This window comes from Maritimibacter dapengensis, from assembly GCF_019218265.1.
In the GTDB taxonomy this organism is placed as follows: domain Bacteria; phylum Pseudomonadota; class Alphaproteobacteria; order Rhodobacterales; family Rhodobacteraceae; genus Maritimibacter; species Maritimibacter dapengensis.
The window spans coordinates 359,311-385,611 of record NZ_JAHUZE010000004.1; the positions used below are offsets into that span (position 1 = coordinate 359,311).

Annotated in this window: 25 protein-coding genes; 17 read left to right on the forward strand and 8 right to left on the reverse strand. The window is 58.1% G+C overall.

Annotated elements, in window-relative coordinates; translation table 11 throughout:
• Positions 1-90 precede the first annotated feature (90 nt).
• Genes KJP28_RS17020 through ggpS form a run of 3 tightly spaced genes read left to right on the forward strand, consistent with a single transcriptional unit; the run spans position 91 to position 3,502 of the window.
• The gene (locus tag KJP28_RS17020) at positions 91-1,212 is read left to right on the forward strand and encodes an NAD(P)H-dependent glycerol-3-phosphate dehydrogenase (protein WP_218393826.1); all 1,122 of its coding nucleotides are present in this window, start codon (positions 91-93) and stop codon (positions 1,210-1,212) included.
• Positions 1,209-1,991, forward strand: coding sequence for an HAD family hydrolase (locus KJP28_RS17025; protein WP_218393827.1), 783 nt, complete (start codon positions 1,209-1,211; stop codon positions 1,989-1,991). Before KJP28_RS17020 ends, KJP28_RS17025 begins: the two co-directional genes overlap by 4 nt.
• Before the next feature lie 5 nt (positions 1,992-1,996).
• Positions 1,997-3,502: a glucosylglycerol-phosphate synthase gene (ggpS, locus tag KJP28_RS17030; protein ID WP_218393828.1), complete on the forward strand. Its 1,506-nt coding sequence runs from the start codon at positions 1,997-1,999 to the stop codon at positions 3,500-3,502.
• Between the two features lie 31 nt (positions 3,503-3,533).
• On the opposite strand, the gene KJP28_RS17035 is transcribed toward ggpS, so the two are convergent.
• Entirely contained in the window at positions 3,534-4,133 is a 600-nt protein-coding gene (locus tag KJP28_RS17035) for a LuxR C-terminal-related transcriptional regulator (protein WP_218393829.1), read from the reverse strand.
• Between the two features lie 101 nt (positions 4,134-4,234).
• Between KJP28_RS17035 and KJP28_RS17040 the strand changes: the two genes are divergently transcribed.
• The 6 genes from KJP28_RS17040 (at position 4,235) to KJP28_RS17065 (ending at position 9,860) form a co-directional block, all read left to right on the forward strand.
• Positions 4,235-5,428: a substrate-binding domain-containing protein gene (locus KJP28_RS17040; RefSeq protein WP_218394030.1), complete on the forward strand. Its 1,194-nt coding sequence runs from the start codon at positions 4,235-4,237 to the stop codon at positions 5,426-5,428.
• Between the two features lie 66 nt (positions 5,429-5,494).
• Complete coding sequence (locus KJP28_RS17045; RefSeq protein ID WP_218393830.1) at positions 5,495-6,259, forward strand: ABC transporter ATP-binding protein; 765 nt, start codon at positions 5,495-5,497, stop codon at positions 6,257-6,259.
• On the forward strand, positions 6,256-6,969 hold the full coding sequence (locus KJP28_RS17050; RefSeq protein ID WP_218393831.1) for an ABC transporter ATP-binding protein: 714 nt from the start codon (positions 6,256-6,258) through the stop codon (positions 6,967-6,969). The genes KJP28_RS17045 and KJP28_RS17050 overlap by 4 nt, the downstream gene beginning before the upstream one ends.
• Positions 6,966-7,958, forward strand: a complete 993-nt coding sequence (locus tag KJP28_RS17055; RefSeq protein ID WP_255552445.1) for a branched-chain amino acid ABC transporter permease — start codon at positions 6,966-6,968, stop codon at positions 7,956-7,958. Before KJP28_RS17050 ends, KJP28_RS17055 begins: the two co-directional genes overlap by 4 nt.
• Before the next feature lie 10 nt (positions 7,959-7,968).
• The gene (locus tag KJP28_RS17060) at positions 7,969-9,024 is read left to right on the forward strand and encodes a branched-chain amino acid ABC transporter permease (RefSeq protein WP_218393832.1); all 1,056 of its coding nucleotides are present in this window, start codon (positions 7,969-7,971) and stop codon (positions 9,022-9,024) included.
• The gene (locus tag KJP28_RS17065; RefSeq protein ID WP_255552446.1) at positions 9,024-9,860 is read left to right on the forward strand and encodes an alpha/beta fold hydrolase; all 837 of its coding nucleotides are present in this window, start codon (positions 9,024-9,026) and stop codon (positions 9,858-9,860) included. Before KJP28_RS17060 ends, KJP28_RS17065 begins: the two co-directional genes overlap by 1 nt.
• 18 nt (positions 9,861-9,878) lie before the next feature.
• Here KJP28_RS17065 and KJP28_RS17070 read toward each other — a convergent pair whose 3' ends face one another.
• Together KJP28_RS17070 and KJP28_RS17075 are read right to left on the reverse strand one after the other, a co-directional pair.
• Entirely contained in the window at positions 9,879-10,874 is a 996-nt protein-coding gene (locus tag KJP28_RS17070; protein WP_218393834.1) for an LLM class flavin-dependent oxidoreductase, read from the reverse strand.
• 21 nt (positions 10,875-10,895) lie between these two features.
• A complete protein-coding gene (locus KJP28_RS17075) occupies positions 10,896-11,669 on the reverse strand; it encodes a LytTR family DNA-binding domain-containing protein (protein ID WP_218393835.1) in 774 nt (257 codons plus the stop codon).
• Positions 11,670-11,831: 162 nt separating this feature from the next.
• On the opposite strand from KJP28_RS17075, the gene KJP28_RS17080 reads away from it, so the two are divergent.
• The 6 genes from KJP28_RS17080 to KJP28_RS17105 all read left to right on the forward strand — a co-directional run bounded on the left by KJP28_RS17080 (position 11,832) and on the right by KJP28_RS17105 (position 16,965).
• Positions 11,832-13,433 carry a GMC family oxidoreductase gene (locus KJP28_RS17080; protein ID WP_218393836.1) on the forward strand — a complete coding sequence of 534 codons (1,602 nt, stop codon included), beginning with the start codon at positions 11,832-11,834 and terminating at the stop codon, positions 13,431-13,433.
• Between the two features lie 229 nt (positions 13,434-13,662).
• Positions 13,663-14,166 carry a type III secretion system chaperone family protein gene (locus tag KJP28_RS17085; protein WP_218393837.1) on the forward strand — a complete coding sequence of 168 codons (504 nt, stop codon included), beginning with the start codon at positions 13,663-13,665 and terminating at the stop codon, positions 14,164-14,166.
• A 135-nt stretch (positions 14,167-14,301) separates the two neighbouring features.
• Positions 14,302-15,117: a pyrroline-5-carboxylate reductase gene (gene proC, locus KJP28_RS17090; RefSeq protein WP_218393838.1), complete on the forward strand. Its 816-nt coding sequence runs from the start codon at positions 14,302-14,304 to the stop codon at positions 15,115-15,117.
• Positions 15,114-15,452 carry a tRNA-binding protein gene (locus KJP28_RS17095; protein ID WP_218393839.1) on the forward strand — a complete coding sequence of 113 codons (339 nt, stop codon included), beginning with the start codon at positions 15,114-15,116 and terminating at the stop codon, positions 15,450-15,452. Before proC ends, KJP28_RS17095 begins: the two co-directional genes overlap by 4 nt.
• Entirely contained in the window at positions 15,452-16,405 is a 954-nt protein-coding gene (locus KJP28_RS17100; protein WP_218393840.1) for a 2-hydroxyacid dehydrogenase, read from the forward strand. Before KJP28_RS17095 ends, KJP28_RS17100 begins: the two co-directional genes overlap by 1 nt.
• A gap of 131 nt (positions 16,406-16,536) precedes the next feature.
• Complete coding sequence (locus KJP28_RS17105; RefSeq protein ID WP_218393841.1) at positions 16,537-16,965, forward strand: DUF1801 domain-containing protein; 429 nt, start codon at positions 16,537-16,539, stop codon at positions 16,963-16,965.
• On the opposite strand, the gene KJP28_RS17110 is transcribed toward KJP28_RS17105, so the two are convergent.
• Positions 16,966-17,322 carry a metallopeptidase family protein gene (locus KJP28_RS17110; RefSeq protein WP_336245356.1) on the reverse strand — a complete coding sequence of 119 codons (357 nt, stop codon included), beginning with the start codon at positions 17,320-17,322 and terminating at the stop codon, positions 16,966-16,968.
• Between the two features lie 174 nt (positions 17,323-17,496).
• Here KJP28_RS17110 and gltX point away from each other — a divergent pair, with 174 nt between their 5' ends.
• Positions 17,497-18,822, forward strand: coding sequence for a glutamate--tRNA ligase (gltX, locus tag KJP28_RS17115; RefSeq protein ID WP_218393843.1), 1,326 nt, complete (start codon positions 17,497-17,499; stop codon positions 18,820-18,822).
• Positions 18,823-18,959: 137 nt separating this feature from the next.
• Here gltX and trpS read toward each other — a convergent pair whose 3' ends face one another.
• On the reverse strand, positions 18,960-19,979 hold the full coding sequence (trpS, locus tag KJP28_RS17120; protein WP_218393844.1) for a tryptophan--tRNA ligase: 1,020 nt from the start codon (positions 19,977-19,979) through the stop codon (positions 18,960-18,962).
• Between the two features lie 72 nt (positions 19,980-20,051).
• Here trpS and KJP28_RS17125 point away from each other — a divergent pair, with 72 nt between their 5' ends.
• Entirely contained in the window at positions 20,052-20,750 is a 699-nt protein-coding gene (locus tag KJP28_RS17125; protein WP_218393845.1) for a rhomboid family intramembrane serine protease, read from the forward strand.
• 4 nt (positions 20,751-20,754) lie between these two features.
• Here the strand turns inward: KJP28_RS17125 and murJ are convergent, their stop codons facing one another.
• Genes murJ through KJP28_RS17140 form a run of 3 tightly spaced genes read right to left on the reverse strand, consistent with a single transcriptional unit; the run spans position 20,755 to position 26,253 of the window.
• Positions 20,755-22,299, reverse strand: a complete 1,545-nt coding sequence (gene murJ / locus KJP28_RS17130; protein WP_218393846.1) for a murein biosynthesis integral membrane protein MurJ — start codon at positions 22,297-22,299, stop codon at positions 20,755-20,757.
• Positions 22,299-25,082: a [protein-PII] uridylyltransferase gene (locus KJP28_RS17135; RefSeq protein WP_218393847.1), complete on the reverse strand. Its 2,784-nt coding sequence runs from the start codon at positions 25,080-25,082 to the stop codon at positions 22,299-22,301. Before KJP28_RS17135 ends, murJ begins: the two co-directional genes overlap by 1 nt.
• The gene (locus KJP28_RS17140) at positions 25,069-26,253 is read right to left on the reverse strand and encodes a penicillin-binding protein activator (RefSeq protein WP_218393848.1); all 1,185 of its coding nucleotides are present in this window, start codon (positions 26,251-26,253) and stop codon (positions 25,069-25,071) included. The genes KJP28_RS17135 and KJP28_RS17140 overlap by 14 nt, the downstream gene beginning before the upstream one ends.
• Positions 26,254-26,301: the final 48 nt, after the last annotated feature.

Consider the following 26,301-nt stretch of genomic DNA (forward strand, 5'->3'; position numbering starts at 1 on the left):
TCTCGGAGAGTGCGTTCGTGCTCCCTGGGCCGATCCGCCCCTCCGGTCGGCCGAGTAACTCCAATCCAAGGGTCGTATGACCCTGAGCAGATGAAAGACAGCGAACAGAAGCCGTCGTCATATCCATTTGCCCGAGTTGCCGTAATCGGCGCCGGGTCGTGGGGCACCGCCCTGGCCGCCGTTCTGGCTCGGTCCGGTCGCGACGTCACCCTTTGGGCGCGTCGCCGTGACGTTGCCGAGGCTATCAACGCAACAGGCGAAAATGCGCAATATCTGCCGGAGGTCCCTCTGCCGCCCGGCATTCGGGCGACATCGGTGATCGGCGAAGCGCTGACCGGTGCTGAAGCGGTAATCCTCGTCACGCCGTCCAAAACCCTGCGCGATATTTGCGACGCCGTTGCCCCGCATATTCCGAGTGGCATCCCGATCGCACTCGCCTGCAAAGGGATCGAGCGCGGTTCCGGGCTTTTGTTGTCCGAGGTCGTGTCCGAGGCACTTCCGGGTCATCCGGTCGGCGCGGTCTCGGGCCCGACCTTCGCACGCGAAACCGCGCTCGATCACCCAACCGCCGCCACGGTCGCATTCCCGTTCAGCTATGCCGACCGGCTCCTACCGAACGAAAGCCCGGCCGCCCGGCTCGCCATGTCGTTCTCGGGCAGCGGGTTTCGCCCCTACGTGTCGGACGACCTTGTGGGTGTCGAAGTGGGTGGCGCCGTCAAGAACGTGATTGCCATCGCCTGCGGGATCATGACGGGCGCAGGCTTCGCCGAGAACACCCGCGCCGCACTCATCACCCGCGGGATCAATGAGATGAAAGCTATGGCCGAGGCACTGGGCGGGCGACGCGAGACGGTGACGGGGCTTTCGGGTGCGGGCGATTTGACGCTAACATGTTCCTCGACGACGTCGCGCAACATGTCGCTGGGGTGCCAGTTGGGCGAGGGTCGCGCGCGCGCCGAATGCTTCGACGGGCGCCCGGTCGTGGTCGAGGGCGAGGTGAACGCGGTCTCTGTCGTCGATCTTGCGCGGCGGATCCGCGTGCCGATGCCGATCTGCGAAACGGTTAACGCGGTCCTGCATGAGGGCGCGGATATTGGGAAGAGTTTCTCGGCCCTTTGGACGCGTCCGCTCGAAGGTGAGCCGCGCACGCTCGACCTTTTTCTCGACCACCCTGAACCTACAGCGATACTCGGATTTGGAGATCGACATTGAACGAACTGACAACGCTCGAGAAACCACTCTCGGCGCGAGAATTCACTTTGGCCACCGACCTCGACGGCACGTTCTTGGGCGGCAGCGATGCGGCGCGGGGGCAGCTGTATGACTGGATTGAAGCGAACCGTGATAGCGTGGGGCTGATCTTCGTCACGGGTCGCGACCCAGACTTCATCGCTGGCATGTGTGTTGAGCGAGACCTACCTTGGCCAGACTACGTCGTAGGCGACGTGGGCACGACAATCGCGGAAGTGCACCGCCCAGAGATCACCCCGATCAATGTACTGGAACATGACATTTCTCATCGCTGGCAGGACGCCGGCGAGCGCGTACGCGCAGCTTTAGACGGGCAGCCGGGTCTTACGCTTCAGCCGACGGATTTTCGATATCGGGTCAGTTATGACCTCGACCCCGCGCAGTTCGATGACAGCGCAAAAGCAAAGGTCGAGGCATTGGATCTGGATTGGCTCATCTCCGACAATCGTTATTTCGACGTGTTGCCCAAGGGCGTGTCCAAAGGTCCGTCGATTCGTCGCCTCGTTGAGCATCTCGAGATGGACCTGTCCCGCGTGCTTGTCGCGGGCGATACGCTCAATGACCTGTCGATGCTCGCCTGCGGCCTTCCGGCGGTCGCGGTCGGAAACTCCGAACCCGATCTTCTGCGCCAGGTACGCGACCTCGATCATCTCTATCTCGCCGAAGCCCATGGTGCGGGCGGCATAATCGAAGCCATCGCAGCGCTCGGCCTTCACCCGAACCATCCCAAAGGAGCTTGACCCAAATGTCTTCGAACATCGTGATCGTCTATCACCGCCAACCCTATACGGAAGTGAAAGTCGACGGGAAAATCGAGTTCCACGAGAACAAGAGCCCCAATGGGATCGTGCCGACGCTGAAGTCGTTTTTCGGACGTTTCGACAGTGGGGCCTGGGTGGCCTGGAAAGAGGCCGAGGATCCGATGAACCCCGGCTTTGAGCGCCGTGTCGAGATTGAGGATGCGCATGGCGCATATACCGTCAGCCGCCTTCCGCTGACCCGTGAGCAGATAAAGAGCTTCTACGAAGTATCTTCGAAAGAGGCGTTCTGGCCGATCCTTCACGGCTTCAAGGAACGCTACAACTACGACCCGGTCGATTGGCCGACCTTCCGAGAGGTAAACTGGGCCTTTGCCGAGGCAGCCGCGCATGAAGCCGCTGACGGGGCTGTGGTCTGGGTTCATGACTACAACCTCTGGCTCGTGCCGGGGTATCTTCGCCGACTGCGGCCCGACCTGAAGATCAGCTTCTTCCACCACACGCCGTTCCCCTCGGCGGACATGTTCAACGTTCTGCCCTGGCGCAAGGAGATCATGGAGAGTCTTCTCGCCTGCGACGTCGTCGGTTTCCACATACCGCGTTACGTCGCGAATTTCGTTTCCGCCGCACGTTCGATGCTGGATGTGGATGTGACGAAAAGGCAAAAGGTGGACGATGACTTCGCCGCCGAATTCTCGGCCCTGACCGAAGTCAGCGTGCCCTCAGAGCTGCAATTTGGCGATCAAACAATCCGTGTGCAGGCGAGCCCGGTGGGGATCGACTTCGGGTATATTTCCGACGTCGCGGGACGGTCCGAAACCGATGAACAGGTGACCGGGATCCGTGCCGATCTGGGGGACCAGAAGCTTCTACTTTCGGTCGGACGCACCGATTACACGAAAGGCGGCATCGACCAACTTGAAAGCTTCAAAAGACTGCTCGAGGCCAAGCCCGAGTTGCGCGGCAAAGTTCGCCTGATGCACGTCTCCGTGCCAGCGAACAAGAACATGACGGTCTATGAGAACATCCAGGCCGATCTGGAACAGATGGCCGGGCAGATCAACGGACAATTTGGCTCGCTCGACTGGCAACCCATCGCGCTCATCTCGCGCGCGATCCCATTTACCGAACTTGTTGCATACTACCGTGCCGCCGACGTGGCGTGGATCACGCCGTTAGCGGACGGCATGAACCTTGTCGCCAAGGAATTTTGTGCCGCGCGGAGCGACGGTGACGGGGTGCTTGTGTTGTCGGAATTCGCGGGTGCGGCGGTTGAGATGGGTTCGGCACTGCTCACCAATCCGTTCTCGAACCGCTCGATGGACAGCGCGATCGAACAGGCTTTGTCAATGGAAGAACCCGAGCGGCGAGACCGTATGGCGGCGCTGCGCCGGGTGATTCAGACATATGACATCCAATTCTGGGCTGAGCATCAGATGCAGGCGCTGGGCGGCGAAGAGGCACGGTTGGCGTCGCTGCCTGCGGCGGAGTGAGCCTTAGACATCGACGAAGTTTCCGGCATTGTCAGCGGCCGACAATACGTTCGGGTGGCACACCTGACATGGCATGGAGCAATGCGTTGGTGTTGGTCACACCGAACTTCTTTTGAAGATTGGCGCGGTGGACCTCGACCGTACGTGGCGAGATGTCGAGCGCTCGCGCGATCTCTTTCGAAGTCAACCCTTCGGCCAAAAGGTTCACGACCTCGCCTTCGCGCTTGGTCAGCGGCTGGTAGGGGCGGTGCCCCGACAGGTCCGCGAAACTCCAGACGGCGCGGCCGAGCGGGTCGTTTTCGGGCGTAAGCGAATGTCCCCGCGTGCGGCACCAGAACAGGGAGCCGTCTTTACGCGCCATGACGCGTTCGTCCCAATAGGTGTTCGTGGTCCTGAGGTCCGCAACGCCGCGATCTCGGATCTTCACGAATTCGTCGCGTGAGGAATATAGCACTTCGAAGGATTGGTCGGTCAACTCGCCCGAGTCGTAGCCGAACATCCGTTCGAACTCAGGGTTGCAAGCCCGGATCACGCGGCTTTCGGTGACGACGAGGCCAACCGGCGCGTTCTCGAACACGAGACCCGCGAAATCTCCGGACGCGTAGGCGTCATCTATACGTATTTTCCCCAAGTTGCCGAAATCCCTGCGATTGACGAGGCTTGTGCCACGATATGAACGATCCCGTGTGACCACAAGCGCGCGGGGCCAAGGGAGGATAATCCATGAAACTCATGAAACGCGCCATGACCGCGTTTTCTGTCGCCGTTGCGATGGCCGGTCCGGCGGTCGCACAGGATGGCGACCCGGTCAAGATCGCACTCATCCACGGTATGTCCGGCAGCCCGCTGGAAGCCTTTTCCAAACAGACCCACACCGGCTTCGAGCTTGGCCTCGAATATGCCACGGGCGGCACGATGGAAGTAAACGGCCACCCGATTGAAGTGATTTACAAGGATACGCAGTTCAAACCAGATGTGGCGCGCGCCGTTCTTGCCGAAGCCTATGGCGACGACGAAGTGCTTTTGGCCGTGGGTGCTACCTCGTCCGGTGTGACCACCGGTATGCTGCCCATCGCAGAAGAATACGAGCGTATCTTGCTGGTCGAACCAGCCGTTGCAGACAGCCTGACGGGCCCGGAATCGAACCGCTACGTGTTCAAGACTTCGCGCAACTCGTCAATGGACATGCAGGCCCAGGCGCTTGCGCTGAAGCCTGATGAGAACCTCTATGTTGCCACGTTGGCCGAAGACTACGCCTTCGGTCGTGACGGTATCGCAGCGTTCAAGTCGGCACTCGAAGGGACGGGGGCGACTGTCGTCTCCGAGGAATACGTGGCGCAAGGCACGGCGGACTACACCGCTGTCGGCGAACGCCTGTTCAATGCACTCAAGGATCAGGATGGGCGCAAGGTCATTCTGATCTATGTTGCGGGGTCCGGCGACGCGCCCGGCAAGCTGCAAGCGATGGATCCGTCTCGTTTCGACATCGAACTGTCTTTCGGTGGCAATATCCTGCCCGCAATGGCCGGTTACAAGCGGTTCCCGGGCATGGAAGGCGCGGTGTATTATTACTACGAAGCCTTCGAGAACGAGATCAACGACTGGCTCGTGGAAGAGCACATGGCGCGCTTCGACGGGCCGCCTGACTTCTTCACTGCGGGTGGCATGTCGGCGGCATTGGCCGTGGTCAAGGCGATCGAAACCGCCGAAACGCTCGACACCGAAGGGCTGATCGCTGCTATGGAGGGCATGTCCTGGGATACGCCCAAGGGTGAAATGACCTTCCGCCCCGAAGATCACCAAGCGTTACAGAGCATGCTCCACTTCAAGATCCGTGTGGATGATGATGTTGAATGGGCGATTCCCGAAAAGGTGGAGATCATTACCCCCGACATGATGGACATCCCCGTCGGTCGCGAAAACTGATGTCTCCAGCTCCGGCCGGTGCCAGCGAACGTGCTGGCCGGGGCGACTGAACAGAACCTCAATCATATGATACACCCATCGCTTTCCACCCGTGATCTCACGATCCGGTTCGGCGGGCATACGGCCGTGAACGCCGTGACCTGCGACTTTCGCCCTGGCGAACTGACCGTCATCGTGGGCCCGAACGGTGCCGGCAAGACCACCTATTTCAACATGATCTCGGGTCAGCTTACACCGACATCCGGGAGCGTGGAGAAAGACGGGGTCGACCTCACACGAATGTCGGCAAGCCAGATCGCCCGACACGGCGTTGGGCGCGCGTTCCAGCTCACCAACCTTTTTCCGCAGCTCTCGGTCCTCGAGAACATACGGCTCGCCGTTCAGGCGCAGGCGGGCGACGGGCGTCGGTTCTTCACACCGGTCGCGAAGCTGAGCGAACTGACGGCACGGGCGGAACGCTATCTCGAAGCGACCAAGCTTAGCGACAAGGCCGAATTGCCTGCTGCCGCATTGGCCCACGGCGATCAGCGCAAGCTTGAAGTGGCGCTGCTCATGGCGATGGAGCCGGATATCTATATGTTCGACGAACCCACCGCGGGTATGAGCCTTGACCACGCGCCGGACGTGCTCGATCTCATCGCCGAGATCAAACATGACCACTCAAAGACGGTGCTTTTGGTCGAGCACAAGATGGACGTGGTGCGCGCCCTCGCGGATCGGATCATCGTGCTTCACAACGGCGAGCTTATTGCTGACGGCGATCCGGGTGAGGTTATGTCGAGCCAAGTCGTAAAAGATGTGTATCTAGGCAATGCTGGAGAGATGGCATGACCCTGCTTTCCATTAAGAATATGGACGTCTCGATCGGACAATATTCGGTTCTGCATGGCGTGACCTTCGACGTGCCCGAAGGCGGTGTGTTCGTCCTGCTTGGGCGCAATGGCGCGGGCAAAACTACGACGTTGCGCTCGATCATCGGGTTGTGGGACCGCCCGCCCGGGTCTGTCACCTTCCGCGGCGAAGACGTTTCGTCGCTCCACACCTCGGACATTGCGCGCAAAGGTATCGCCTTCGTACCCGAGAATATGGGTATATTCGGTGGTTTGACCGTGGCCGAGAACATGGTTCTCGCCACCGCGAGCGGTAAATTCGACCAGGCGCGGCTCACACGTGTTTACGAGCTTTTCCCGGCGCTCGAACAGTTCTGGGACAAACAGGCCTGGAGCCTTTCTGGTGGGCAGAAGCAGATGCTCGCCGTCGCCCGGGCCATAATCGAGCCCCGCGACCTGATCTTGATTGACGAGCCGACCAAGGGTCTTGCTCCGTCGATCATTCACGCGATGGGCGAGGCTTTTCGGGAAATCAGCCAGACGACGACGATCCTGCTGGTCGAGCAGAATTTCGCATTCGCCAAGAGCCTTGGGCGCGACATGGCGGTGATCGACGACGGGCGGGTGGTCCACACCGGCACGATGGCCGAATTCGCTGCCGACACCGCGCTTCAGGACCGCCTCCTGAGCCTTTCCGTGGAGGGTGCATGAACACGTTCGCAAACATGATCGACCGCGCAGGGGGCGTCTTCGTCCTTCCCGTCGCGATCGCAATCGTTGCCTTTTTCCTGATTGGCGCTCCCTCGTCCTGGCTTACCCTTACCGTCGCCGGGCTATCGATGGGTCTCATGATCTTTCTCATGGCCTCCGGTCTGTCGCTCGTTTTTGGCCTGATGGATGTGCTGAACTTTGGCCATTCAGCCTTCGTGAGCTTCGGTGCTTTCGTCGCAGCCAGCGTGTTGGCATGGCTCGGAGGTTGGCTCGGGGCCGACAGTATCATCCTGAACTCCCTCGCCCTCATCGCAGCCCTTGCAGCGGCTATCGTGTTCGGCGCTGCTGGGGGCTGGTTCTTCGAGCGCGTTATCGTGAAGCCGGTCTACAAAGATCATTTGCGCCAGATCCTCATAACCATGGGGGCGCTGATCGTGGCCGAGCAACTGATCCTCGCCACGTGGGGGGGCACGCCGGTGAACGTTCCTCGTCCGCATTTCCTTGAAGGAGCGATTATTCTGGGCGGATCGTCGCTCGAGGTCTATCGCCTGTTCGCGTTCGTGGTCGGCGCTTTGGTTTACGCGGGGCTCTACTATTTGCTGAACAAAACGCGCATCGGGCTTTTGATTCGCGCTGGCGTGGAAAACCGCGAGATGGTCGAGGCGCTGGGTTTCAAGATCGACCGGCTTTTCATCGGGGTCTTCATGCTTGGCTCAGCGCTCGCCGCACTCGGAGGCGCAATGTGGGCAGGATATGAGACGCTCATCACCCCGGCGCTTGGGGCCGAGATGATGGTGATCGTGTTCATCGTCGTCATCATCGGCGGGCTGGGGTCGATCCAGGGCACCCTTCTGGGCGCAATCGTCGTGGCGCTCATGCAGAATTACGTGGGTTACCTATCGCCCAAACTCGCGCTCGCATCGAACATGATCTTGATGATGGCGATCCTCCTGTGGCGGCCCTACGGCCTCGCCCCGGCGGTCAAATGAGGAGCGCGATATGAACCGCACACTCTCAGTCAAGATCATCGCGCTCACCATCTGGGGGTTGCTCCTGTTCTCGCCCTTCCTGTTCCAGGATGTGCGCCAGGTCGAGGTCGCTGCTCGGATCTGCGTCTTCATCGTGTTGGTGGCGAGTTACGATCTCCTGATCGGCTACACCGGGATTGTCAGTTTCGCGCACACAATGTTCTTTGGCCTAGGAGCATACGGCGTGGCCATCGCGATGAAACAAGGTGACAACACCTGGGGATACTGGATCGTGGGTGCGTTGGCGGGCGTACTTGTCGCGGCAGTGCTTGCGGTTCTGATTGGTCTGTTGTCGCTCAGAGTGAAGGCGATCTTTTTTGCCATGATCACGCTCGCCGCTGCTTCAGTGGCACTTGTGCTCGCGTCGCAACTGTCGTCGTTTACCGGTGGCGAGGATGGCATGACATATTCTTCACCGGACATATTCAAACCCGCGACCAAGCTATTGACCGATGACGAGGGCAAGGTTGCCCGGATCGCCGGCGTTCGCATGAATGGCAAGATCGCGGCGTATTACTTCGTCTTCTTTACCTCAGCGGTCATGTTCTGGGTGATGCTGCGGATCGTCGGTTCGCCCCTTGGCACGGTGCTAAAGGCCATTCGCGAGAATGAGGCACGGGCCGAGGGCATAGGCTACCGCGTCGTGGCGTACCGAACAGCGGTCTTCGTAATTGCTGCGACCACAGCAGCGTTGGCCGGTGCGGTCTATGCCGCCTGGCTCAAATACACAGGGCCGGATACCACGCTGTCCTTCGCCATAATGATCGACATTCTGCTGATGGTCGTGATCGGCGGCATGGGCACGATGTGGGGAGCCGCAATCGGTGCCACACTCATGGTGTTAGCGCAGTACTATCTGCGCGATTTGATGGAAGTCGCTTCGGATGCGACTAGCGCGATACCACTTCTGCCAGAGCTGCTCAGTCCGGATCGCTGGCTTCTCTGGCTTGGGATCATATTCATCCTGCTCGTCTACTTTTTCCCAGCAGGGATCGCAGGAACAATCATCCGGGGGCGAGCGAAATGATGCCACGCTCGGTTTTTCTGCCGCTCGGGACGCATGAACTTCATGTCACGGAATGGGGAGATGTGTCCAATCCAGCATTTGTCATGTGGCACGGTCTTGCCCGAAACGGACGCGATTTCGACGAACTGGCACGGGCTTTCGCGTCCGAGTATTTCGTGATTTGCCCGGATACGATCGGCCGCGGGTTATCATCTTGGGCGGTTGATCCGGACCGGGAATACACCCTCCCCAACTATGCACGCCTGGCAGGCGCGATGCTGGATCACTACGGCAAAAACGATGCGATCTGGCTCGGCACGTCCATGGGTGGCCAAATCGGAATGACGCTCGCCGCAGCCACCGACCGTGTGTCGGCCCTTATCATCAACGATATCGGCCCGATGGTTCCGGATGCCGCGCTGGATCGGATCGTGACCTACTCTTCCGAATTGCCAGTATTTTCACGCGTTTCCGAAGCCGAGGCTTGGCTACGGGAGGTCTACACGCCTTTTGGCCCCGCGGACGATCCTTTTTGGGCGCGGATGGCCGAGGCATCGGTAAGACGTTGCGCAGACGGACAACTCACGCTGCATTATGATCCACGTATCATCGACGTTCTGAACGCCGACCGGGAATCGACCGATCTGTGGGATATTTACGATTCGCTTCAAGTATCGACCCACGTGTTAAGGGGGCGGTCGTCAGACCTTTTGACCGAAGACATCGCCAGCGAAATGTTGACCCGTGGACCGCGCCCCGAGATAACTGTCTTTGACGAAGCGGGCCATGCGCCTTCGCTGACGCGCGCAAGTGATGCGGCGTTGATTTCGAATATCGTGTCGCAGCTTGCAGGATAGGCGGGCGCTCGCGATCGTTTAGGCAGCGGTCGCAAGGCGGCTCATGACCTCCGCGCCGATCTCGAACGACCGCAGACGTGCCCTATGGTCATGGATTCCGCTGGAAAATATGACCTCGTCGGGCCGATACCGGTTCAGCAACGCTTCGACCTGGCGGGCAACCTGATCGCGACCTCCAATTGCGGTGATCCGAAGGGCGTTGTTGACCATAGCGATTTCCTGTTCATTGGCTATTGTTCCGAAATCGTCGACCGGTGACGGAAGAGGACCGGGCGAACCTTTGCGAAGATTGATGAATGCCTGCTGCATCGAGGTTCTGAGCCGAAACGCTTCGTGCTCGGTATCAGCTGCGAAGAGGTTCACGGCGAGCATGAACCGTGAGCTATCCTCCTGACCAGGTTCAAATCTCGTTCGATACACGTGGATTGCATCATCCAGCGCGTCGGGTGCGAAATGACTGGCGAAGGCGTAGGGCAATCCAAGCTGGGCTGCCAACTGGGCGCCAAAAAGGGATGAACCAAGCATCCAGATCGGTACCTTTGTGCCAGCTCCGGGAATAGCCTTGATCCGTTGGCCCGCTGAGAGAGGCGCGAGATAGCTGATCAGCTCGACCACATCGTCCGGGAAGGTGTCGGCCTGCGACAGTATCCGTCGCAAGGCTCGCGCAGTCGCCATGTCGGTTCCCGGTGCTCGTCCGACCCCGAGGTCAATCCGCGGACCGTATAGCGTCGCGAGCGTTCCGAACTGTTCGGCGACCATTAACGGCGCGTGATTGGGAAGCATGATTCCGCCCGACCCGACCCGAATTTTGCTTGTGGCGTTTGCGACATGTCCAATCAGGATTGCGGTCGCAGAAGATGCTATTCCCGTAGAATTATGGTGTTCGGCAAACCAGTATCGATGGTACCCCCAACGCTCCGCGTGTCGTGCAAGATCGGTAGCATTGGCGAGTGCGTCAGAAGCACACGACCCTTCTGGAATGGGTGCGAGATCAAGAATTGAATAATGTGTCATACGTGTCTCCCGTCGCCCTCGTCAGGTGGGGCGGTCAGCGTCTTTGTTCAATGCTTCGAGCAATTGTGACACGTTCGGGCGGCTCACCGGGAGCACGTCACCGTTGACCAGACGCACCAGGTGCTTGCGCCCGTCGCGTTCGATACCATCGATAGCGTCGAGCGCCACCCAATGCGATCGATGGATTTGAAGGCCGGGGTAACCGTTGAGTTCCACAATGGCGTCGGACATGCGTTTCAGGATCCGTTCGCGACCGTTATCCGTGACTACGTCCAGATAGTGGTCGTTGGTGCTGATCGACAGCAGCTTCGAGCCGGGTTGGCCATCGAGGTGCCGCCAAAACAACGGCTCAGCATCCGTGCTTCCCGCGGTGGTCGTGGAAACTTCCTCGTGGTGCGGTACGCCGCTTTCTTCTGCTCTTGCACTACTCGCCCTTAATTTGGCGATCAACTGAGGCAAGAGGTAATACTCGGTCGCAGCGATGAAGAACGCGATCGTGGTAATTGGGGGCCATCTTCTCAAGATCCTGTCGACTGCGAAGGACTTTTCGAGAAGGAAGTAGTCCACCGATAGTAATGCGACCGATCCGAATGGCCCGGCCATGATAGCGCCCAGCGCGATACCGACGAGGGCGTGTTGTGAAGAAATACCTGGCAGCATCCGAACAACGCGAATGACGCAGATCACGGCGATGGATATCGCAGCAAGCGAAATCGGCCAGTAAACCGCGCGAGATCCAAGAGACATGGTGTCGAAAGTGGAAAACGGTCCGGTCACGACAGCAACGAGGCTCATGACCCCAATAATCGTTACCTTTCGCCGCAGAGACTTTCCCACATTTAATCAATACCCCTCCGTACAAGTTTTTTCAAATAATCAATGGTTAACGGTCGTGAACACAGTGTTGCCTTGGGGCCGTTTTCGGCCGATGTATCGGCAATAACCGGAGGGGACGGAATGGAATTTGGCGGCGATTGGGACTTCATCATTGTGGGTGCGGGGACGGCCGGCTGTGTTTTGGCAAACCGCCTGAGTGAAGATCCATCGACACGCGTGCTGTTGCTGGAAGCTGGGGGACGAGACACCTATCCTTGGATCCATGTTCCAGTTGGCTACCTCTATACGATGGGGAATCCGCGCACGGACTGGATGATGACGACAGGACCTGAACCGGGTTTGAACGGGCGCTCGCTCGCTTATCCTCGCGGCAAGGTCTTGGGGGGGTGCTCGTCTATCAACGGCATGATCTACATGCGTGGGCAGGCAGCGGATTACGACCAGTGGCGACAACTCGGCAATATTGGCTGGGGTTGGGACGATGTACTGCCATATTTCACGAAATCCGAAGACCATCACGACGGCTCAAGTGCCCTGCATGGACAAGGCGGCGAATGGAAGGTCCAGAAACAAAAGCTTAAATGGGATATCCTCGAGAGCGTACAACAGGCCGCGATCGAGTTTGGAATCCCTTTCGCACCGGACTTCAACGACGGGACCAATGAGGGCGTAGGATTTTTCGAGGTAAATCAACGGAACGGAGTGCGCTGGTCCACTGCCAAGGCATTTTTGAAGCCTGCTGAGGGTCGGCCTAACCTTCGAGTTGTGACCGGTGTACTGGCTGAACGCCTGATCCTCGAAGGGAAACGTGCTGTCGGTTTGCGCTGGTCAATGAACGGCGTGCCGCAGGAGGCGAGGGCGACGCGTGAAGTCATCCTGTCGGCTGGAAGCCTCAACTCGCCCAAACTCATGGAACTTTCGGGGATTGGCGACCCTGACGTACTTTCGAATTTCGGGATCGACGTCGCCCATGCTCTGCCAGGCCTGGGCAAGAACCTGCAGGATCATCTACAGATCCGGACGGCCTACAGGGTCAAGGGGGCCAAGACTTTGAACCAGCTTACGAATTCTCTGGTCGGCAAGGCGCGGATGGGACTCGAATACGCGCTCAAACGCTCCGGGCCGCTCTCCATGGCACCATCGCAGCTTGGTATTTTCACACGCTCGGACCAGTCGGTCGCAACTCCCGATCTTGAGTATCACGTGCAGCCCCTCACTACGGACAAGCTAGGCGAGCCATTGCATCCGTTCCCCGGCATTACAGTTTCGGTTTGCAACCTCCGGCCCGATAGCCGTGGCACGTCGCACCTGCGATCGACCGACCCCGCGACCCAGCCGGACATCCGCCTGAACTATCTGTCTGCCGAACGTGATCGTATGGTTGCGGTGCGCGCGGTGCAGCAGGCACGCGAATTGATGGCGATGCCCGCGATGGCTAAATACGAACCCGAAGAATTTCTGCCCGGGCCGACCTGCTCGACAGATGAAGACCTTCTGCGTGGGGTCGGTGACATCGCATCAACGATCTTCCACCCCGTCGGGACGACCAAAATGGGCGTAGATCCACTGTCGGTGGTCGCACCTAATCTCCGGGTCCACGGCATGGACGGTCTTCGGGTTGTAGACGCAGGCGTCATGCCAACGATCACGTCCGGCAACACCGCTTCGCCGACAATCATGATCGCCGAAAAAGCCGCCGACATGATACGCGCCCGCACCTGACCCGCGCCGCAACTGCGAGCGAATTGCGCGATTTGTGCAAGCGCCGAGTCCTCAAGCGACTCGATTCGTTAAGAAAACAATGATTTTCCTTTTTCTTCTTTACAGGAGTCAATGAATAACACACGATATGTTGTAGGGATGGGGCGCAATAGACGCCACACCCTGTACAGGCAACAAGCCTTTGCGTTTCTGCATCCGCGAAGGCTGAACCGGGCAGAAGGGGCACGTCATGGCGGCGACCGAGCATTACCTCGAATCCGAAGAACTGCATCCGATCGACATTGTTGAAACCCTCGCCGAACACCACGCTTGGGATTTCGACCGTGTGGGTGACGATCAGATCGCTATGGCGGTCGAAGGACAGTGGCGGACCTACTCCATCACACTTGCTTGGAGCCCATACGACGAAACGCTGCGGCTGATCTGCACTTTCGAAATGGATCCACCGGAGCAGAAGCTTCCGCAACTCTTCGAAGCACTGAACGCGACCAACGACATGGTCTGGGACGGCGCTTTCACCTACTGGCATGAACAACGTTTGATGGTTTTCCGCTATGGGCTCGTGCTCGCCGGTGGCCAGATGGCGGGACCGGAACAACTCGGGCGGCTCATCTCCTCCGCCGTGGGCAATTGCGAACGGTTCTACCCTGCCTTCCAACTGGTCAACTGGGGTGACCAGTCGGTGGCGGATGCCATGCAGGTTGCAATGGCGGAGGCTTACGGGCGCGCCTGAACTTCGATCAGGTTTCATACTGGCGACATCGGGGGGACTTCGGTTCCCCCGACTGCTGTCTAGACATCGCTTGCTGCTCCGCGTTGCACTTGTCGCTTCGCCCCCCTAACGTCCCGCTCAAAGACGGAGGGACGCATGAATATGAACGACATCGAAAAAAATGGCCTTGTCCTTCTGGGGTGTGGCAAGATGGGGTCCGCCATGCTCAAGGGCTGGTTGGACGGCGGGTTGCCACCCGCGTCCGTCTGGGTAAGCGACCCAAACCCATCCGACTGGCTCGTTGGTATCAAGGGCCTGAACCTAAACACTGATTTGCCTTCTGCGCCTGCGGTTGTGCTGGTGGCGGTGAAGCCACAGATGATGGCCGACGCGCTCCCCACACTTGCGGCGATGGGTAATGGGGAAACGCTTTTCATTTCGGTTGCGGCAGGAATCACCATTGCGACTTACGAAGAACTTCTTGGGTCCCGCACCCCGATCGTTCGAGCTATGCCCAATACGCCAGCCGCAGTCGGGCGTGGCATCACGGCGATCATCGGCAACGGATTGGCCACCGCGGACCACGCCGAACTCGCGGAGGCGCTGCTGTCGTCAGTGGGACAAGTTGTCCGGCTTGATAGCGAGGATCAGATGGGGGCTGTCACCGCGATTTCCGGCTGTGGACCGGCGTACACTTTCCACCTGATTGAAGCGATGGCGGCGGCGGGCACGGCAAAGGGTCTCAATCCGGATCTGGCCCTGACATTGGCACGGGCGACGGTGGCTGGTGCCGGGCATCTTGCCGAAAATTCGGAGGAGGACCCTAGCCAACTTCGCGTTAACGTGACGTCTCCGAACGGCGTGACGCAGGCGGCACTAGAGGTATTGATGAGCGACAGCGACGGCTTCCCACCTCTCCTTCTTAGAGCCGTCGAAGCGGCGATCAATCGTGATCGGGAGCTTGGAGAATGAATCAGATCGACTTTGACGACTTCCTCCGAGTGGATATCCGTAAAGGCACCGTCGTGAATGCCGAACCTTTCCCTGAAGCTCGAAAACCGGCGATCAAGCTCTGGGTGGATTTCGGTGATGCGTTGGGCATCAGGAAATCATCCGCGCAGATTACAAAGCACTACACACCGGAAGGCGTTATCGGAAAAGACGTCATGGCCGTGATCAACTTTCCGCCGCGCCAGATCGGCAAGTTCATGTCAGAGGTCCTCGTTCTGGGTGTGCCAGATGAGACAGGCGAGGTTGTCTTGTTGACCCCCGACCATCCAGTTCCTGACGGCGGTCGTTTGTTCTGATGGGTAAGGTACTTGTCACTCGCCCAATGCCGGACATCGTGATCGAACGCCTTACCCACGCGCATGATGTCTCCGTCCGCAAACACGTAGCACCGATGTCCTCGAGCGAAATGATTGCATCACTAAGGGATTTCGACGTGGTTATGCCGACACTCGGTGACGCGTACTGCGCGGATATTTTCGATGCGGTCGGGACACCTCGTTGCCAACTCCTTGCGAATTTTGGCGTCGGCTTCAATCACATCGACGTCGCGGCAGCTCACGGCCTTGGTATTCAAGTTACCAACACTCCCGGCGCAGTGACAGATGCGACGGCAGACATCGCTTTAACACTAATCCTGATGACCGCGCGCCGCGCCGGAGAAGGCGAGCGATTGGTGCGCCGAAATGGTTGGGACGGTTGGAATCCCATGCAACTTCTGGGTCAGCACGTTACCGGAAAGACGCTTGGTGTCGTCGGTATGGGCAGGATCGGTGAGGCCATCGCGCGTCGGTGTCACTTCGGTTTCGAGATGAATGTTGTCTTTCATAACCGCTCTTCGAAGGAACCCGGGTTTCCGGCCCGTCAACTCGAAACGATCGAAGCCGTAGCGAGTCAGGCTGATTTCCTCGTCGTCGCTGTGCCTGGTGGTTCTGACACTCGTCACCTGATCGACAAACAAGTCTTTGGCGCCACGAAACCCAATGCGATATTCGTCAACATCTCGCGCGGCGAAGTTGTGAAGGAAGCCGATCTCGTTGAAGCCTTGACGAAAGGAGAAATCGCTGGGGCAGGGTTGGATGTTTACGAGTTCGAGCCAGAGGTACCGGATGCATTGAAGTCGATGGAACAGGTGACGCTTCTGCCGCACCTTGGAACAGCGACTCTCGAAGTGCGTACTCAGATGGGCCTGATGGCGGCAAAGAATATTTTAACCTTCCTCGCTGAAGGCACTCTGCTTAATCCCGTCTGACATGCCGGGAATGATGAACCTTAGTTCGCTGGGACCGTTTCGCCTTTCCTTTCGTACACTCCTTCGCATGTGAGAATTGTGCTAAGTTCATTGAGCGAATGTTTTTTCGGATCGACTGGAGAGCGAAACAGATGCCGGAGAACAAAACACAACCGACCGATGCGCCTGTTCTGGACTTCATCTCATCAGTCGAGCCGCCCAGGCGACGCGAAGACGCTGCGACGCTCGATCAGATCTTCAGGGATGTGACTGGATGGGCGCCGCGAATGTGGGGACCATCAATCGTAGGTTACGGCAGTTATCACTATGTCTACGACAGTGGGCGAGAGGGTGATATGTGCGCGACCGGTTTTTCACCGCGAAAGTCGAACCTCGTGCTCTATATCATGCCAGGATATGCAGACTACGCGGACATTCTTGCAAATTTGGGAAAGCACAAGCTCGGGAAATCGTGCCTTTATCTGAACAAGATCGACGACGTGGACCAAAGCCTGTTGGGCGAACTGATCAGGCGAGGGCTCGATGACCTTGCGCAAAAATGGCCGGTTATACCAAGCTGATCATTCCCACCAGCGGTCGATCACAGCGATGTCGTCATCCGACCAACCGAAATGATGTGCAAACTCATGCACCACGACATGCGATACGAGTGCAAAGATCTCCACTTCCCCCCGTTCGACCCATTCGTCGAGGATCGCGCGCCTGAAGAGCCAAATCACATCGGGTCCGAACGGTTGGTCCATGGATGACTTTTGGGTGAGCGGCACGCCGTCGTAGAGACCAGTCAATTGGAATGGGTCATCGATCCGCAGGTCATCCAACATGTCCCGTTCGGCGAGTTCTTCGACCCGCAGAATGACTTCGCGGGCTGGTTTGCGAAACCTGTCCGGCAAAGCCTCGACTGCATCGAGAGCCATCGCTTCGATATCTTCCAAGGTTGGCGGGGTTTGGCTAGGTACATGCGCCGTTCCGGTCATGGGTCCTCACAGTTCGCTTATTTCCATCCGCGTGGATCAAAGACCATCCCATAGCACAGGATCATGGACAAAATCAGAGCAGTATGAAAAACGCTCCTCGCAAGGAGACCAACTATGACGATCACCCGTTTTGCGCCCTCACCCACGGGCTTTCTGCACGTCGGCAATCTACGAACCGCGCTGTTCAACTTTCTCATCGCACGTAAGGCAGGCGGCACGTTCATCCTCCGGCTCGATGATACTGATCCGGAACGTTCCAAGCAGGAATACGCGGATGCGATCATGGAGGACCTTGAGTGGTTGGGCCTGACGTGGGACCGGGTGGAGAAGCAGTCCGAACGGCTAGATCGGTATGATGCCGCGGCGGACGATCTGCGCACCAAAGGAAGGTTCTACGAAGCCTTCGAAACACCTACGGAACTGGAACTCAAACGCAAGAAACAGCTCAACATGGGAAAGCCGCCGGTCTATGACCGCTCGGCGCTACACCTCTCTGACGACGATAGGTCGAAGCTGAGAGCTGAGCGTGGCGACGGGGTCTGGCGATTCAAGTTGGATCACGAACGCATCGAATGGGTCGACGGCATACTTGGCGATATTTCGATCGACGCTGCCTCGGTCTCGGACCCGGTTCTGATTCGCGCCGACGGGCAGTACCTCTACACGCTCGCGAGTGTTTGCGATGACGTCGACTTCGGGATCACCCACGTGGTGCGCGGGTCCGACCACGTCACTAATACGGCCACACAAATCCAGATCATTAATGCGCTCGGTGGCAATGTGCCATCTTTCGCGCACCATTCGCTTCTGACCGGTCCTCAGGGCGAGGCGTTGTCGAAACGACTTGGAACGCTATCGCTGCGGGACCTGCGTGCGCGCGGTGTCGAGCCGATGGCGCTCATTAGCTTGATGGCACGTCTTGGTTCGTCCCAACCAGTTGAGTTGCGGTCAAACCTGGAAGAGGTAATAGCGGGTTTCGACCTTGCGAGCTTCGGCGCTGCGCCGACCAAATTCGACGAACAGGACCTTTTGCCGCTCACCGCGCATGTCAACGCGGCGAAACCGTTCGACGCGATCGCGAATGAGTTGCGCTCCCTCGGCGTGCCGGACGAACTCGCTCCGCGGTTTTGGGAGGTCGCGCGTGAGAACATCACTACTATCGACGATCTCGCGGGATGGTGGACGCTTTGTCGTGATGGGGCCGAACCTATGGTCTCGGATGAAGACGCCGAAATGATCGCGACGGCCATGCCGCTCTTGCCAGAGCCGCCTTATGACGACACGACTTGGAAGACGTGGACAGACGCGGTCAAAGAGGCGACCGGACGCAAAGGCAAGGGGCTTTTCATGCCGCTTCGCAAAGCGGTGACGGGTATGGAACGTGGTCCGGACATGTCGAACCTCATGCCGCTTCTGCAAAAAGTCCGCGCAAAGGGCTGACCCTTTGGTCCAACCATCAAGATCGATGGATTTTGGCTTACGGGTTGAAACTCTGTCAACGTGCCGAAAAATGCCGATGGGGGAGCATGGCTCTGGCCTCCATCTGTTTCGGCAATTGGCCTGTGCGCGTGCGAGCCCTAGCGCACGAACCCCATGATCTCGAATGTACGTGAAAGTATCGGTTCCGCAATTTCACTTGCGCGTTCGGCACCTTGTTTCATGATTGCGTCCAGCTCGTCCGGCGCATCGAGAAGGCGCTTCATTTCGGCTGACACCGGGGCAAGCTTTTCAACCGCGAGCTCTGCGAGGGCCGGCTTGAACTTACCCCAACCCTCACCGCCGAAATCACGCAACACATCTGCTGCATCGCATTCGGACAACCCCGCGTATATGTCGATGAGGTTCTTGGCCTCGGGCCGATCTTTCAATCCTTCGATATCTGTCGGGAGTGCTGCGGGGTCCGTGCGCGCCTTCTTGAATTTTTTCGCAATCGTGTCAGCGTCGTCGAGCATGTTTATTCGCTCCATATCGCTCTCACCCGACTTCGACATTTTTTTCGAGCCGTCCCGCAAGTTCATAACGCGCATCGCCGGTCCCTCGATCACTGGCTCCGTCATTGGGAAAAAGTCGACGCCGTAGTCGTGGTTAAACTTGGCGGCGATGTCGCGGGTCAGTTCGACATGCTGTTTCTGGTCTTCGCCGACAGGGACGTGCGTGGCGTGATAGAGAAGAATGTCGGCCGCCATGAGCGCAGGGTAGGCATACAGCCCAAGTGACACCTTCTCGGTGTTCTTACCGGCCTTGTCCTTGAACTGGGTCATACGGTTCATCCAGCCAACACGTGCGACGCAGGAAAAGAGCCATCCAAGCTCGGCATGACCCGGCACGCGCGCCTGGTTGAATAGGATAGATTTCGTGGGGTCGATACCGGACGCGAGCATTGCGGCGGCGACTTCACGCGTTGCGCGGCTTAAATCCGCCGGGTCCTGCCAGACGGTGACCGCATGCATGTCCACGACGCAATAGATCGTTTCGTAGGTGGGATCTTCCTGCATTTCGACCCAACGCTTGATCGCGCCAAGGTAATTTCCCAGGGTTAGGCCGCCAGAGGGCTTGATCCCGGAAAACACGCGCGGAGTGAAGGTCGGATCGGTCATGTCGATCTCCATGGTGGATTTCTTTGTCTGGCTCGCTTACCTAGGCCCGGAACTATCGTCAAGGAACGGGCAATGCCGACCGACTCGAACCAAAGCAACAGTACGGCCCCGGTGAACCCGCTTCCGCCTGTCGTCATCGCGCTTGCACTGGCCGTCGCTTTACCGGAGCTTCTGTTCACGTTCGCCGCACAAGGTTGGCTGGGTGACGAATTACTCAGCCTGCGCACATCCGCAGCCGAGGTCTTCGGCTTTTTCATTGCACGCGTCGATTGGATGATAGAGGCAGGCACCTTGCGCCTTGCCTATCTCTGGCCCTTTTTCACTTATCCCTTCATTCAGGCTGAGTTCATGCAAGCGATCTTCGTCGCGGTGTTTGTTCTAGCATTGGGCAAGATGATCGCCGAGGCCTTGGGACAAGCGGCGGTTTTGGTAATTTTCTTCGGTGGAAGCGTTCTCGGCGCGCTGGTCTACGCCGCTATCTCGGACAGCCAGATTCCATTGTTTGGGGGTTATCCGGGAGCATTCGCCCTAATCGGCGCGTTTTCTTTCACTCTCTGGCAGCGCCTCAGAGCGTCGGGCGGGCAGGTAAGGCAAGCTTTCGGTCTCTTCGGGTTGTTTACCCTCATACTTATTGGGTACGGCGTCTTCCTCTCTCCAGGCATAGTATGGATCGCGCAACTCGTTGGGTTGTGGGTCGGGTTCCTGATCGCGTATCCGTTTTATCCGGGTAATTGGTCACGCATCCTGAGCCGGATCCGTGCGCGGGGCTGACGTTTCAGGCCCCGCGTTTCAACATCGACTTAAGATCGCGAAAATTGACAGCTCCTAGCAGCTGAGCTGCTACGAAGTAGACCGCGATGCCCCAGATGATCAGAATGAAAAGCGCTGGAATTCGCAAACCGTCGATCCCGAACATCGGCCCCATCACGATGACGCCGCCCCAAAGTGCGACCCCCATAACAGCGCTCGACAGGATAATCCCCACTAGCCGGCGCCAAAACCGCGCATCAAACCGCGTGCTGTAACCCATCCGCGATGTCCCTACCCATAGTGCGGCAGTCATGGCCCAACTGGCCAGCGTCGTGCCGAATGCGGCTGCGATGAACCCGATAACCGGCGCGAGACCGATGGCAATAACCGCGTTCACGGCAAGGGACAAAAGCGCAAAGTAGAATGGCGTTCGAGTGTTCTCTCTCGCGAAATAGATTGGCTGAAGCACCTTTTGCATAACAAAGGCCGGCAGGCCAAAACCGTAGACCGTGACAGCGAGCGCGGTGTTGGCCGTATCGTCGGCTTTGAATGCACCCCTCTCGAAAAGGACGGATACGAGCTCCATCGGGATCACAACCAATGCCACCGCCGATGGAATCGTGAAAAGCATCGCGAATTCGCCAGCGCGGCTAAGGCTTTCTCGGCTTCCGGTTTCATCACCGGCTCGGAGTCGACGTGAGAGGTCGGGCAGGAGCACAATGCCGATTGCAATACCCACGACACCCAGCGGTAGCTGATACAGCCTGTCGGCCATAAAGAGCCATGCAATCGCTCCGTCAAAATACGAGGCGACTTGCCGGCCAACAATCAAGTTGATTTGGACAACACCCATCGCAAGTGCCGCGGGCCCCGCGATCATGGCTAGCCTTTTTAACTCCGGGGTGAAGCGAGGGCGACGTGGTATGATACGGTATCCAGCACGGCTTGCGGCAATCCAGACGAGTATGAGTTGAGCGATACCCCCGATCGGCACGACCCAAGTGAGCGTGAGCCCCATGTCGAGCCCAAGCCATCGTGCAAGCAGGATCGCGGTGACGAAGATAATGTTCAGGAGTACGGGCGCGGCGGCAGCGGCCGAAAAGCGCCCAATCGCGTTCAGCACGCCGGACAACAGCGCCGACAGTGAAATGAAGAAGATGTATGGGAAGGCAATTCGCCCGTAAAGCGTGGCCAAAGGCAGCCGCTCATCCGAAGCAAACCCGGATGCAAGCATCAGGACAAGTGCCGGCATGAAGATCTGAGCAACGACCGTCAGGACGAGGACGATGGTTGCCAGACCCGTGAACGCATCGCGCGCGAATTCGAGGGGGCCATCTCCGCTTTCAACTTTTTTTGAGAACATCGGCACGAAGGCCGTATTGAACGCCCCTTCTGCGAAAAAGCGACGAAACATGTTTGGAAGCGAAAAGGCGGTGTAGAATGCCTCGGCAACAGGGCCGGAGCCAAGAGCCGCCGCAAATCCCATGTCGCGGACGAAGCCGAGAACACGACTGAGCGCAGTCCATCCTCCTACGGTGAGGAAGCCCCGCAAAAGCTTGATCGGCTGCATTAACGGTCGGCCCTCTCCGCGCCTTGCGCGATTGCGTCACGCAGCTTTTTTTCGAGCGATTTCTGTTTTGCTTCTGAGTGGAATTTCAAACCGAACATATCTTTAACATAGAACGTGTCCACGACTTGCTCACCGTAAGTGGCGATCACTGCACTTGCGATATAAACGTGGTTGTCCGCAAGCGTTCGTGTCAGATCGTGAAGCAGGCCGGGTCGATCCCGCGTATCGACTTCGATCATCGTGTAGATGTCCGATCCCTCGTTGTCGAACGTAATATTCGTGGGCAGTTTGAAGGCTTTTTCTCGTTTCTTGAGCTTGTCCCTGTCTACCATGGCTTCACGCGCGATGACTTCACCCTTGAGCGTCTTGTGGATCATGTCCTCCAGCCGTTTCAAACGGGTCCGTTCGAAGGGGTGGCCTTCGTGATCCTGAACCCAGAATACGGCGGTCGCGAAGCCATCTTTCGAAGTGTAGGTGCGTGCATCCACAACGTTAGCGCCCACAAGTGCGAGCGCGCCCGCGAGACGCGAAAAAATACCTGGGTGGTCGGCCAGAACGAAGGCAGCCCGGGTGGCATCTCGGTCGTGATCCTGAGTCAGTTCGATGCGAATATCATCGGGTCCAAGGTCCTTTAGGAGCTTCGCGAAGACCATGTGTTCCGCGGTAGTAAGACCCTGCCAGTAGTCGTCGTAGTGGCGCCCCGTCTCGGTCCGGATGTCCTTGCGCTCCCAGTCGTCGAGCCGCTTTCGCAACTTTTTCTTCGCCTTGTCCGCGCGTGCGCCTGTCGAAAGCGCCTCGATTCCTTCCTCAAGTGCTTTCCGCGTCTCATTATAGAGCTCGCGCAACAACATGGCCTTCCAATTGTTCCACGTGCCCGAACCCACGCCACGAATGTCGCAGACAGTCAGCACAAGTAGGAGGTCGAGCCTTTTTTTGGATGTGACCGCTTTGGCAAAACCCCGCACGGTGCGTGGATCTGACAGGTCACGCTTCTGAGCCACGTCGGACATGAGGAGGTGATACCGCACCAACCATTCGACGGTTTCCACTTCAGGCTTGGTCAAGCAGAGTCGGGTGGCGATGGTGCGTGCCAGTTTCGCGCCGAGGATCGAGTGATCTTCTTCGCGCCCCTTGCCGATATCGTGGCAAAGAAGCGCGACGTAAAGCACCTTGCGGTTGACGCCGGCTTTAAGAATACGCGAGGCGACGGGCAAATCCTCGACACGTTCGCCGCGCTCAATCTCGGCAAGTGACGAGATGCACTGTATGGTGTGCTCATCCACCGTATAACTGTGATACATGTTGAACTGCATCATCGCCACGATCGGTTCGAACTCCGGGATGAATGCGGCGAGAACGCCCAATTCGTTCATTCTCCGCAGCGCCCGTTCCGGGTTACCATGCTTCAGGAGCAGATCAAGGAAGATCCGGGCCGCCTCTTTGTCCGACCGCATGTCGTCATCGATACTGTCGAGATTGGCCACAACGACCCTCATCGCGTCAGGGTGGATCAATACGCCCGTGCGTAGTCCTTCTTCGAACAATCGAAGCATGTTCAATTTGTCCGAAAGAAACTCGGCCTCGTCCGCAAACGTGAGACGACCGTTGTCCATAGCAAAGCCTGCCTTGACCTTCTTGCGTCGCTTGAAAAGGCCCGCGAGCATTGGCTCCTTCTTAAGGTGTTCGGCTTCGAGCTTTACCAGAAAAATCCGAGTGAGTTCGCCCACCGCGGTCGCATGACGGAAGTAGTCCTGCATAAAATGTTCGACCGCACGGCGACCGCCTTTGTCGACGTAACCCATACGAGACGCCACTTCGAGTTGCATGTCGAAGGTGAGTTGGTCGACGGGCCGGCCGGCAATCAGGTGTAGATGACAGCGGACACCCCAAAGGAAGTTGCTCGCTTCCCGAAACACTTCGTACTCTTCATCAGTAAAGAGTCCGAGGGCGCGCAATTCTCGGGCGCGCAGCACTCGATAGGTATATTTCGCGACCCAGATGAGCGTCTGGAGGTCGCGTAGTCCACCTTTGCCCTCCTTGACGTTCGGCTCGACGACGTAGCGTTGGCCGCCCTGTTTTCGATGACGGCTTGCCCGTTCTTCGAGTTTTGCTTCGATGAATTCCGGAGCTGTCGACTTAAACAGACCTTCAAACAGTTCGGAAGCCAGCTCTTGTGCAAGAGGCTCGTCGCCGTCGATGTAACGCACCTCGAGCATGGCGGTTCGTATCGTGAAATCTTCCTTGCCGAGGCGGACGCAATCTTTGATCGTGCGGGAAGAATGGCCAACCTTCATATGAAGGTCCCACAAGATATAGAGCATGCTTTCGATCACGCTCTCAGCCCAAGCGGTGATCTTGTAGGGCATTAAAAACAGAAGATCGACATCCGAGTAGGGCGCCATCTCGAACCGACCATACCCTCCGACTGCAAGCACTGCCATGCGTTCCGCCGTTGTTGCATTGTCGACCTGGTGGAGGCGTTCGGTCGCGACACGATAAACCGTTTGCACCAAGCAATCGGTGAGCCAGGCATAGGATTGAACCGTATCTCGCGCCGATTTCGGATGTGCGAGAAATTGTTCTTCAATCAAAGCACGTCCCGCGCTCTGCGCATCGCGAAGAACGTTTACAGTCGCTTTGCGAATAGTAGCAGCATCGCTTGTATCCTTGATACGAGCATCAATGGCATCGTGAACCGCCTCCCGGTCAAAAATCTGGTGCGCGGGTGCTATCAGGTCGTCGGGCGTATCCTGTCCGGTTTCTAGGAGATCAGAATCCGACACCGCCAAAACTTTTCGGAGCAGGGTCGATCACGACGACCTTCTGGTTCTGGACTTGGGCTATGGCTAGACCACGATCATTGGTACCGTCATTCCGCAGGCGAAACACACCACTAACGCCAACGAAACCCTGGCTCTGCGTCAAGGCATTGCCGGTTAGAGCATCTGCCTTGCCAGCCTTCACGAGAGCACCTATCGCCGCAACGCCATCATAGGCAAGGCCGGCGATCGGGTGAGGAGGAGCGCCATAAGCGGCTTCGTATCGCTGGCGGAATCGGGTCGATAGATCCGGGTCAGGAAGTGCAAACCAGCCGCCTTGCACGCCAGGAAGAGTGAGAGCGTTTGCGGGAATGTCCCATCGTTGGATACCCGCGAATTGGACGTCAGAAGAGCGGACGCCATTGTCAGGCAAGAGCCCGGTCACAAATGGCAAGGCGCCGTCGGTTCCAGAAGTGAAGAAGATCGAGTTCGCGCCCGAGCTTTTCACCGAAGAAGAGATTTGGGGCATTGCCTGAACGATACCGTTCTGGCTCAACTCGAACCCGACCGCGCCGGCCTGCGTTGCTCCAGACGTAGAGGCAATTGCTCTCGCAATCGAATCCCGCGCCAGCGTCTCGGCCGGGCTGTCCCCATATAGGATCATGATGTTGCCTTTGCCCTGGCGAGCAGCATAGCTCACCATACGGCGCGCAGTGTTTTCGAAAGTGTTTCCGAGGATAAAGACGTTGCCTCCTGCCACGTCTGGATTGTTCGAGAATGCGAGAACATTCACGCCACGTGACGCGGCAGCGACGCCGGCCGAAGCCGCATTCTGCGCGTAAACCGGCCCGAGAATGACCTTGGCGCCATCCGCAATGGCCTTCTGCGCTTGCGACGAAGCTTGTCCAGCGTTCCCAGCAGTGTTGTAGACACGCAAGTCGATCGCGACACCTTGCAGTTCGCTCATCGCCAGACGAGCGGAGTTCTCGAGCGACGCGGCGAGCGCGTTGTCGTTGGCCGAAGATGACCCGCCCGGTACCAAAAGCGCGACAGGTACCGGTTTGGAAGTGTCGATCTGCGGACCGCCTCCTCCAATTGTCGGGAGTCCGCCCCCGCAGGCAGCAACGAACAGGATGGACATCAGGGCAATGAACGTCGCCGTGGCCTTGCGGGCGCGGCGCAAAAAAGCAAACATAAGGTACATCCTCTTTCCGCTGGGAGCCGGTTTTTTCGCGCATTGACG

Bases quoted from the DNA above. Each gene is read 5' to 3' on its own strand.
- KJP28_RS17020 (WP_218393826.1), top strand. From the start codon at position 91: ATGAAAGACAGCGAACAGAAGCCGTCGTCATATCCATTTGCCCGAGTT.
- ggpS (WP_218393828.1), top strand. From the start codon at position 1,997: ATGTCTTCGAACATCGTGATCGTCTATCACCGCCAACCCTATACGGAA.
- KJP28_RS17040 (WP_218394030.1), top strand. From the start codon at position 4,235: ATGAAACGCGCCATGACCGCGTTTTCTGTCGCCGTTGCGATGGCCGGT.
- KJP28_RS17045 (WP_218393830.1), top strand. From the start codon at position 5,495: ATGATACACCCATCGCTTTCCACCCGTGATCTCACGATCCGGTTCGGC.
- KJP28_RS17050 (WP_218393831.1), top strand. From the start codon at position 6,256: ATGACCCTGCTTTCCATTAAGAATATGGACGTCTCGATCGGACAATAT.
- KJP28_RS17055 (WP_255552445.1), top strand. From the start codon at position 6,966: ATGAACACGTTCGCAAACATGATCGACCGCGCAGGGGGCGTCTTCGTC.
- KJP28_RS17060 (WP_218393832.1), top strand. From the start codon at position 7,969: ATGAACCGCACACTCTCAGTCAAGATCATCGCGCTCACCATCTGGGGG.
- KJP28_RS17065 (WP_255552446.1), top strand. From the start codon at position 9,024: ATGCCACGCTCGGTTTTTCTGCCGCTCGGGACGCATGAACTTCATGTC.
- KJP28_RS17070 (WP_218393834.1), bottom strand. From the start codon at position 10,874: ATGACACATTATTCAATTCTTGATCTCGCACCCATTCCAGAAGGGTCG.
- KJP28_RS17075 (WP_218393835.1), bottom strand. From the start codon at position 11,669: ATGAGCCTCGTTGCTGTCGTGACCGGACCGTTTTCCACTTTCGACACC.
- KJP28_RS17080 (WP_218393836.1), top strand. From the start codon at position 11,832: ATGGAATTTGGCGGCGATTGGGACTTCATCATTGTGGGTGCGGGGACG.
- KJP28_RS17085 (WP_218393837.1), top strand. From the start codon at position 13,663: ATGGCGGCGACCGAGCATTACCTCGAATCCGAAGAACTGCATCCGATC.
- proC (WP_218393838.1), top strand. From the start codon at position 14,302: ATGAATATGAACGACATCGAAAAAAATGGCCTTGTCCTTCTGGGGTGT.
- KJP28_RS17095 (WP_218393839.1), top strand. From the start codon at position 15,114: ATGAATCAGATCGACTTTGACGACTTCCTCCGAGTGGATATCCGTAAA.
- KJP28_RS17100 (WP_218393840.1), top strand. From the start codon at position 15,452: ATGGGTAAGGTACTTGTCACTCGCCCAATGCCGGACATCGTGATCGAA.
- KJP28_RS17105 (WP_218393841.1), top strand. From the start codon at position 16,537: ATGCCGGAGAACAAAACACAACCGACCGATGCGCCTGTTCTGGACTTC.
- KJP28_RS17110 (WP_336245356.1), bottom strand. From the start codon at position 17,322: ATGGCTCTCGATGCAGTCGAGGCTTTGCCGGACAGGTTTCGCAAACCA.
- gltX (WP_218393843.1), top strand. From the start codon at position 17,497: ATGACGATCACCCGTTTTGCGCCCTCACCCACGGGCTTTCTGCACGTC.
- trpS (WP_218393844.1), bottom strand. From the start codon at position 19,979: ATGACCGATCCGACCTTCACTCCGCGCGTGTTTTCCGGGATCAAGCCC.
- KJP28_RS17125 (WP_218393845.1), top strand. From the start codon at position 20,052: ATGCCGACCGACTCGAACCAAAGCAACAGTACGGCCCCGGTGAACCCG.
- murJ (WP_218393846.1), bottom strand. From the start codon at position 22,299: ATGCAGCCGATCAAGCTTTTGCGGGGCTTCCTCACCGTAGGAGGATGG.
- KJP28_RS17140 (WP_218393848.1), bottom strand. From the start codon at position 26,253: ATGTTTGCTTTTTTGCGCCGCGCCCGCAAGGCCACGGCGACGTTCATT.